Origin of the sequence: Desulfovibrio sp., assembly GCF_035644575.1 — a bacterium.
Classification (GTDB): Bacteria; Desulfobacterota; Desulfovibrionia; order Desulfovibrionales; family Desulfovibrionaceae; genus Desulfovibrio.
This window is the reverse complement of sequence record NZ_DASQOG010000237.1, coordinates 1-8,909: the sequence shown is the minus strand read 5'-3', so window position 1 is coordinate 8,909 and position 8,909 is coordinate 1. Positions and strand designations below refer to the sequence as shown.

The 8,909-nt window shown below is 59.9% G+C and carries 8 protein-coding genes; 2 read left to right on the top strand and 6 right to left on the bottom strand.

The window, feature by feature from the left end; all coding sequences use genetic code 11:
- Positions 1-329: 329 nt before the first annotated feature.
- Complete coding sequence (gene yajC, locus VEZ52_RS13370) at positions 330-680, bottom strand: preprotein translocase subunit YajC (RefSeq protein WP_414649523.1); 351 nt, start codon at positions 678-680, stop codon at positions 330-332.
- Positions 681-786: 106 nt separating this feature from the next.
- Positions 787-1,572 (bottom strand): alpha/beta hydrolase, encoded by a 786-nt coding sequence (locus tag VEZ52_RS13365; protein WP_324837255.1) that lies wholly within the window; start codon positions 1,570-1,572, stop codon positions 787-789.
- 121 nt (positions 1,573-1,693) lie between these two features.
- Between VEZ52_RS13365 and VEZ52_RS13360 the strand changes: the two genes are divergently transcribed.
- Positions 1,694-3,013: an amidohydrolase gene (locus VEZ52_RS13360; protein WP_324837254.1), complete on the top strand. Its 1,320-nt coding sequence runs from the start codon at positions 1,694-1,696 to the stop codon at positions 3,011-3,013.
- Positions 3,014-3,094: 81 nt separating this feature from the next.
- On the opposite strand, the gene VEZ52_RS13355 is transcribed toward VEZ52_RS13360, so the two are convergent.
- From VEZ52_RS13355 to VEZ52_RS13345, 3 genes are all read right to left on the bottom strand, one after another.
- A complete protein-coding gene (locus tag VEZ52_RS13355) occupies positions 3,095-5,065 on the bottom strand; it encodes a YjhG/YagF family D-xylonate dehydratase (RefSeq protein WP_324837253.1) in 1,971 nt (656 codons plus the stop codon).
- A gap of 153 nt (positions 5,066-5,218) precedes the next feature.
- Positions 5,219-6,097, bottom strand: coding sequence for a dihydrodipicolinate synthase family protein (locus tag VEZ52_RS13350; protein WP_215647274.1), 879 nt, complete (start codon positions 6,095-6,097; stop codon positions 5,219-5,221).
- 21 nt (positions 6,098-6,118) lie between these two features.
- Positions 6,119-7,453, bottom strand: coding sequence for a gluconate:H+ symporter (locus tag VEZ52_RS13345; protein ID WP_324837252.1), 1,335 nt, complete (start codon positions 7,451-7,453; stop codon positions 6,119-6,121).
- Between the two features lie 147 nt (positions 7,454-7,600).
- Here VEZ52_RS13345 and VEZ52_RS13340 point away from each other — a divergent pair, with 147 nt between their 5' ends.
- A complete protein-coding gene (locus VEZ52_RS13340; protein ID WP_324837251.1) occupies positions 7,601-8,374 on the top strand; it encodes an IclR family transcriptional regulator in 774 nt (257 codons plus the stop codon).
- Positions 8,375-8,572: 198 nt separating this feature from the next.
- Here the strand turns inward: VEZ52_RS13340 and VEZ52_RS13335 are convergent.
- A partial coding sequence (locus VEZ52_RS13335; RefSeq protein WP_324837250.1) for an Hpt domain-containing protein occupies positions 8,573-8,909 on the bottom strand: 337 nt, incomplete at its 5' end.

Sequence of the window (8,909 nt, the reverse complement as noted above, 5' to 3'; positions counted from 1 at the left end):
ACGCGCTCAAGAGCTGTTCCCAGATAGGGAACGCTGGGGAGCGCGTAAACAAGGGACAACACAAAAACCATGATGGCTATGGACAAGCGCCAGAGCAGACCCATCGTTCACCTTCCACACAACAGATTAAGCTTTGCCGCAGCCATGCGGCTATCCCCCTGAGGGGCAGCCGATGGCTACCGACAAAGCCGGAAACTCCGAAGACCCGAAAATCCGGGCACGTCAAGAGGCAAAAGCCCTTGAGCCGATCCGGCAACCGCCAGTCCAGCTCATGGGCCATGCACTTTGCCCGCCAGGCAGAGGCAGACACAAGCCGCCAAGGCGACCTGCTACTTTTCTTCCTTGGTGTCCTTGCCGCCCTTGACAGGCACAACGCCGCCGATGGAACCGCGCGAAACGCGCAGCTTGGCTTCGCCGCTCTCAAGAAGCACCTGTTCATCGTCGATCTCAAGAATACGGCCAAGCAGGCCGCTTGAGGTCATAACGTGGTCGCCGCGCTTCAGCTCAGACAGCATCTGCTTGTGGGCCTTGGCCCGCTTCTGCTGGGGACGGATGAGCAGGAACCAGAAAATGACAAACATGACGATGAGGGGCAGAAACTGCATCAGCATTTCCTGTCCGCTGGCGGGAGCGGCCCCGGCCTGGGGCGTGCCCATGGCATAAGCTAAGGATTCAAACAAAACGCACCTCCATAGGGTGTGGGTATAGCATTAAAAAAGTACCGCCCGACATCGGCAAGGGCAAAAGGTAGCCCGCGCCCGATTTTAGGGCAATGTCAGCGAATTTCTATATACGCTGCGGCGCAATCTTGCAAGCCTTTCCCGCCGCCACTTCGCTGGCAAAGGCCACGGCAATGGCGGCCATGCGCTCGCGGCTTTCCATGTGCGTTGTTGGCAAATGTCCGCCGTGAGGGCTTGTCACCCGCAAAAGATGCAGCCTCGCATCAGTCGCGCCGCACTGCTCAACCAGAAAACTGGAATTGAAAGGCGGGCATACGCCATCGCTATATAGCTGCACGGCGCACAGCGGCGCACGTATATTGCCAAGAGCCGCCCGCACCCTTTTTTGCGCCAGCGCCAATTGCTGCAAGTGGCGGTACGAGCACAGGGTTTCGTGTCCCTGCCAGGGGGCAACGGCCCTGCTGGCCGCAGACCGTGACGGCACCTGCCGCACCGGCTGCAACCGGCACCACAGGGGCAGCAGCGGCATGCGCCAGTCAGCAAGGAAAAGGGGATGCAAGCGCCACACGAAAAGCGGCGTTGCCAGCAGGAGCAGGCCCGCCGGAGCCGGAAGCCGCCCATGTGCAGCCTCTGCGGCAATGTCCAGCGCCAGCAGCCCGCCCAGCGAGTAGCCAGCCAGCAGTACGGGGCCGCCCGCGCACTGCTCAAGGTAGGCAGCGCGGGCGCAGGCAAGCCACTGCGTGTAAGAGCTTGCCAGATATTCTTCTTCTGAAGCGGCATGCCCCGGCAGCACCGGGCACACGGCAACATGCCCCGCAGCTTCAAGGGCATCGGCCACAGGCCGCACCTCAAAGGGGCTCCCCGCGAGGCCGTGCAAAACCAGACAACGCATGCTGTTCACGCCATTTCACCCGGTACGGCAAGAACTCTTGCCAAGCGCGAGCCAGGGCGCTACACCTGAAATCTCGCGTCATTAATGGAAATATCACGCCAACCTGTCTGCGGAGAAACGCATGCGCCACTGCGACACATTGCTCCATGCTGCCTGCATCGTCACTCAGGACGAGCAGCGCCGCGTTATAGAAAAGGCCTCTCTGGCCATCGACAAGGGTCTGGTTGCCGCAGTCGGCCCCACCGCCGAGATCACCCAGAACTGGCAGTCCGGCAACACCCTGCACCTCGAAAACATGCTCGTTCTGCCGGGCCTCGTCAACGCCCACACCCATGCAGCCATGACCTTTTTGCGCGGCCTTGCCGACGACATGCCGCTCATGGACTGGCTGAACCAGAGTATTTTCCCCGTGGAGCAAAAGCTGACGCCGGAAATGGTGCGCCTCGGCAGTCTGCTTGGCTATGCGGAAATGCTGCGCACGGGCACCACCGCCTGCGTGGACATGTATCTTTTTGAAAAGTCGGTCTTCGAGGCCGCCGAAACGGCAGGTCTGCGCTGCCTGGGCGGCGAGGCTGTTTTTGCTTTTCCCTCTGCGGCTTTTCCGGGCCCGGAGGCAGCGCTGGACGCAACCCGCGCCCTGGCGGAAAAATACCGCAATCACGACCGCCTGCGTGTGGCCGTAAACCCGCACAGCGTCTACACCACCACACCGGAAATCCTGGCCGCCTGCCGCGACCTCGCGCAGGAGCTTGCCCTGCCCCTGCACATTCATCTGGCGGAAACCCCGTCAGAAACGCAGATTTGCCTGTCTGCCCAGGGCAAAAGGCCCACGGAATACTGCCGTGGTCTCGGCCTGCTCGACGTGCCCTGCACCCTTGCCCATGTGGTAGATGTGACTTCGGCGGAGCTTGACCTGCTGGCCCGGCAAAAGGCCGTGGTGGCCCACAATCCTTCGTCCAACATGAAACTGGCCTCGGGCGCGGCCCCGGTGGCTGCCATGCTTGCGCGCGACATGCAAGTGGGCCTTGGCACCGATGGCGCTGCCAGCAACAACAGGCTGAACATGTTTTCAGAGATGGGCCGCGCGGCCCTGCTGCACAAGCTCACAGGGCTTGATCCCACACTGCTGCCTGCGGCGCAGGTGCTGGATATGGCGACCCTCGGCGGCGCAGCGGCCATGCACGATGAACGCCTTGGCTCGCTGGCCCCCGGCAAGGCAGCCGACTGCGTGGCCCTTGATCTGAGCGAACCGAACCTGCAACCCATGTATAATGAAGTGTCGCACCTTGTGTACGCGGCGACGGGCATGGAAACCCGCATGACCATGGTGGGCGGCGAGGTGCTGTATCAGGACGGACGCTTTACCCGCTTCGACTACCCTGCCCTGTGCGAAGAAATGCGCGCCGTGCGCCGCTTTGTGCTTGAAGCTTCGGGCGCATAGCCATTTTTTCATTTATAAATGCCAAAGGGCCGCCCCGAATCACGGAGCGGCCCTTTTCATTGATAAGGCTCTATGGGCCTGCTACATGCCCAGGGCTTTTTTGCCAGCCTCAAGCACTGTGACAATCTTGTCCACATCATACACGCTGCCGCCCCAGGTGCCGCCGCTCACGGCCTGCAAGGCCGCCCACAGGCGGGTGTCGTCAGGCAGAGCGGGCGCGGGCTTGAGGCCGGGGTGCGTTTCGCGCCCGGCAAGCACCTTGGCGCCTTCCTCGGGCGTAAGGGGATGCTGCGGGTCAGTGCCGATAAAGTTGACGCGGCCCTCCAGCTTGTTGCAGTCCACGACCATTTCCACAATGTCGCCGTCGCGCAGTTTGGAAACAGGGCCGCCCACAAGCGCTTCCGGCCCGATATGGCCCACGCAGGCACCGGTGGAGACGCCGGAGAAACGCGCGTCCGTCAGCAGGCACACATACTTGCCATACGACAGATGCTTGAGCGCCGAGGTAAGCTGATAGGTTTCTTCCATGCCGGTGCCGCAGGGGCCGCCGCCGATAACCACCAGCATATCGCCCTTTTCGATCTTTCCGGCCTTGATGGCCTTGATGGCGTCAGGCTCGGCCGTGAAAACCTTGATGGCCGCCGTGTGGCGGTAAACGCCATCAGCATCGATAACCGTGGGGTCAATGGCCGTGGACTTGATGACCGAACCCTCGGGCGCAATGTTGCCCACGGGGAAGGTAATGGTGGAGGTCAGGCCGCGCTCCTTGGCGCGGGCGGGCGACATGATCACATCGTCCGGCTCCACGTTGTCCAGCTCCTTGAGCATACGGCGGAAGTGGGCGCGGCGTTCGCTCTTTTCCCACCATTCAAGATTTTCGCCCACGGTGTGGCCGGTGACAGTGAGGGCGTCCAGATGCAGCAGGCCAAGGTCGCGCAGGTGCAGCATGACTTCCGGCACGCCGCCTGCCATAAAGGCGCGGACGGTGGGATGATACACGGGGCCGTTGGGCAGCACGCTGACCAGACGGGGGGCCTTGCTGTTCACGCGCGCCCAGTCTTCCACCGTGGGGCGGTGGCAACCGCCCGCATGGGCAATGGCGGGCAGATGCAGCAGCAGGTTGGTGGAACCGCCAAAAGCCGCGTGCACCATCATGGCGTTTTCAATGGCCTTGTCGGTAATGATATCCTTGATGGTGATGCCTTTTTTCAGCAGGCCCATCACGGCCTTGGCCGACTGACGGCCCACTTCCACCCACACGGGTTCGCCGGAGGGAGCAAGGGCAGTGTGCGGCAGGGCCAGACCAAGGCCTTCGGCCACAACCTGCGAGGTACCGGCAGTGCCGAGGAACTGGCAGCCGCCGCCAGCTGAACCGCAGGCGCGGCAGCCAAGGCGGCATGCATCCTCAAGGCTCAGCTCGTTATTGGAGTAGCGAGCGCCGATGGTCTGCACCTTGCCGAGGTCTTCACCTTCGGTGGGGGGCAGGGTCGAGCCGCCGGACACGAGCACGCAGGGCAAGTCGTGCATGGAGGCCAGGGCCATCATGGTTGCGGGCAGACCCTTGTCGCAGCTGGCAACGCCGATAACAGCCCCAACTGTGGGCAGGGAACGGATCTGCCTGCGGAAGACCATGGCCGCATCGTTACGGAAGGGCAGGGAGTCGTACATGCCTGTTGTGCCCTGGGTGCGTCCGTCGCAGGGGTCGGTCACATACGAGGCAAAAGGCACGCCCTTCTGCTGCTTGATCTCGCTGCTGGCGGCGGAAATCTGCAAACCCAGCTCCCAGTGGCCCACGTGCAGGCCCAGAGCTTCGGGGGTACCGTCATCGTTGCGCTTGCCGCCAAGGGTGCTGATGATCAGCACATTGGGGCCAAGAATATCTTCGGGCTTCCAGCCCATGCCCGCATCCAGGGTCATGCCGAAAATATCGCCGGAGGGCAGGTCACGCAGCATGTCGCCAGTGAGCGGCAGCGCACCCTTGGGGCCGGAAGCATGGGTCTTTACATTGTACACATCATTCTGCGGATTGGCGTAAATATCTGCAATGGACATAGCATACTCTCTTTGTTGAGAAGTTGCCGGTTTCAGCGGGCGGCCAGAGGGAAGGCCGCCCTTTGCATCCTTAACAGCGCACCTGAAACCGAGACGGCGTCAGCGTAACCAACGCCGATTGCTCCATCTGGGGCTTTGTACGCGTGAAATGCCCTAAAAACCGCGCATGAATTCCCGCACGGCAAACATCTGGGCAGAGGTTGCCTCCTGATAGGGAGACGCAACCGTGGCAGAGGCAAAAATGCCCGCATCTACAAGCAGGCCCTTCATGGCCGCCATAAAGGGCGAGGAAAATCCGTACACGCCCACAATGCGGTTGAACAGCTGCTGATACTTCATGGTGCCGTCAAAATCACGGGCCTTCATGGCATCGCGCCAGGCCACGCACAGGTCGGGCCGCACGTTGGACACAGCCGCAATGCAGCCATCGCCGCCAGCCAGAACGTTTGACGCAAAGTTATGGTCAAAGCCGCTCAACACTTCAAACGAGGGGATGTTGCCCTTGACGGTCTGGATAAGCTCCACCGTGTGGGCCATGTCGGGGATGGTGTCCTTGATGCCCACAATATTGGGATAGCGGCGCGCGAGTTCAAGCACCACGCTGGGCGAAATGGTGTATCCTGTGCGGTCGGGGTAGTTGTAGATGTACACCTTGCCGCGCACCTGCTCCGCCACAGCGCCGAAGTAGCTCATCACGTCCGCATCGGTGAGGGCAAAGTACCACGGTCCCACCACCATCACGCCGTCCGCACCCTGCTCAAAGGCAAAGTTGGACATAGCGACGCATTCTTCAACCCGCATGTCGCCAGTGCCGATCAGCACCTGCATGCGGCGATCTATGTGCTTGATGGCCGCAGAAATCAGGCTCTTGCGTTCTTCAACAGAAAGATGCGGAAATTCACCGGAACTGCCGAATATGGCCACGCCGTCAATACCGGCATTGATAAGAAAGTCGTAGTGCTTGAGGCACGACTGCACGTCAATTTCTGTTTTGCTTTTCAGCGCGGTAAGTGTGGGCGTTATATATTTCATCATATTCTCCGTGTAGCGCAGTTAAATAACAAACGAAGCCAGGTAGCAGAATATCGCCGTAATGATCGACACAATGCAGCCGGACAACGTGAAGGACATATACATGTCTTTGACCGACATGTTCAGGAATTCGCGGAAGAACCAGAAGCCGGAGTCAGTCACGTGCGACCATCCGATGGCGCCCGCGCCGATGGAAATGCACATGAGCGCAGGGTCAACAGGATGCACGGCCAGCACGGGGCTGATAAAGCCCGCTGCCGTCATCATGGCAACGGTGGCGCTGCCCAGTGCAAAGCGCATGATGGACGCAATGAGCCAGGCCATGATGACCGGGTGCATATTGAGCGTGACCAGCACGTCCTTGAGCACGTTGCCCATGCCGGAATCCATGATGACCTTGTTGAAGCTGCCCGCAGCGCCAATGACCAGCAAAATGGAAACCATGGGCAGGAGCGATTTGTCGCAGAAACCGCTCAGTTCAATGGAGCTGAAGCCCCGCTTCACGCCGAGGAAGATCAGGGAAGCCACGGCGGAAATGAACAGGGCGATCACAGGATGGCCCAAAAATTCCACCAGGGGCATGTAGGCCGCATCCTTGCTGGAAGAAAATTCCACCACGGTCTTGCCGATCATGAGGATCAGCGGCAGCAGGGTCAGCAGCAGGGTTCCGACAAAGTTGGGCAGGTCGCGGCCATCCTTGCTGATAACGGTGGTAACGGCCCCTTCAGGCAGCGGCACAATGATGCGCTTGCTGATGTACTTGGCAAAGATGGGGCCGCCGATGACGGCGCCGGGCACCACCAGGATGAGGCCGTAAATGATCACCTTGCCCACGTCGGCGTTCAGTTCCTTGGCAATGGCCATGGCGGCGGGGTGCGGCGGCACAACGCAGTGCACAACCAGAAGGCCCGTGTAGAGTGAAAGCGCCACCAGCAGGATGGAAAGCTTGGATTCCTTGGAAATGGAGAAGGCCAGGGGCATCAGCAGCACCATGCCCACCTGGGCAAACACGGGGATGCCGCAGATGTAGCCGATGATGAGCATGGCCCAGTAGGCCTTGGTCTGACCAAAAACGTCAATAAGCGATTTGGCAAGCCGCTGCGCGCCGCCCGAAACCTCGAGCATCTTGCCCATGAACGCGCCCAGCGCGAGGATGGGGGCCAGAAAGCCCAAGGTATTGCCCATGCCCTTTTCGATGGACGAGCCAATGGCCCCCAGGGGCATGCCGCTGGCAATCCCCAAAAAGGCGCAGGCGGCCATTAACGCCAAAAATGCATGAACCCTGTAACGCACGCACAGCACCACGATGCCGACGATCGTCACGCCAAGAATAATCAGAGCACCCGTTGTTCCCATTTGGTCACCCTCTTTTCAGGATTGCAGCCATTTGTTTGCATATACGAACTTAATACGTAAATACAAACTATACGGACAAACAATCTGCGTCAAGCATCCCCCTGACCCTTTCTTGAAAAAATTGCTTTTCCGTGCAAAACACTGGTCATGCAAGACCAACACAAACCAACCGTCCACATGCCGACCCAGCGGGTCATATCACTTCTTGAAGCCCTGGCTGATGCAGAACACGGCCTCACGCTTACCCAGCTTTCCCTGTGCATCGGCAGCAGCAAGGGGACGATCTCGCCCATTCTTGAAACCCTGCAACGGCATGATTTTGTTCGCAGAGACAAACTCTCGGGCCGGTATGAACTGGGCCGGGGCCTGTATCTGTTTTCAGAGGGTTTTCGCACGCAAGACCCACTCATGGCACAGGCGCAAGCCTGCATGCGACAGGTGGTGGACGCCTGCGCCGAAATCTGCCAGCTGGGCATCCTCTCCCATACCGAGGTGCTCTACATAGCCAAGGTGGATTCACGCGAGCCTATCCAGATCATTTCCCGCGTCGGTTCGCGCATGCCCGCCCGCAAAACGGCTTTGGGCAAGGCGCTGCTCAGCCAGTGTAAAAGGGAGGAGGTGGTCGCCCTTTTTGCCGGGGAGCTCTGCACCGAGCCTTTTGACATGGATGCTTTTCTGGAAGAACTGCAAAGGGTACGACAGGGGGCCATCGCCAGAGATATTGGCGAAATCAACCCGCAGCTGCATTGCTACGCTGTGCCTGTTACCTTTGCCGGACGCGTGGACTGCGCCATGAGCGTCTCCCTGCCAGCCTTTCGCGACACGCCGGAGAAACACCAGCAGGTTGAAAGCGAACTTCGCAAGGCTGTGGCAAAACTTGAACAGTTCATGGACGAAACGCACGAATGCTTCTGCCCCTAGGCTGTGCCCGACTGACATTGAATCTTTTGCGGTGATGGAGGCTTTTTGCATAGGGGCATCCAGCCTGCTCCTCTCTTAGTGCTTCAAAATTGCAGGGATCACTGACCAAGCTCAGGCCAGCGCAAGCCTGCCGCCCATAAAAAAAAGCCCCCCTGCCGGAATTCGGCGGAGGGGCTCAACTTTTTCAGCAAAGCCGGTCTACTGCGTCATAAAGGCGTGCATGGTCACAAGCGTGTCCATGTGCGCGGCAGAAAAATGGCTCATGGCGCGGTCGGTATCCGCCCCGGCCTTGACGGCCATTTCAAGCTCAAGCGCAGCGGCGGCCAGCGCCTTGGCCCCCAGATTGGCGGCTGCTCCCTTGGTGCTGTGCACAAGGTTGCGTGCTTCTTCCTTATTGCCGCTCTTCAGGGCCTGAGCCACCTTTGACGGGGTGTCGCGCTCCGTTTCAATAAACTTGGCAAGCAGCTTGACGTACATGTCGCGCTTGTTGAGCACCCTGGCAATGGCTTCCTTCCAATCCAAAACTTCCTCGGTC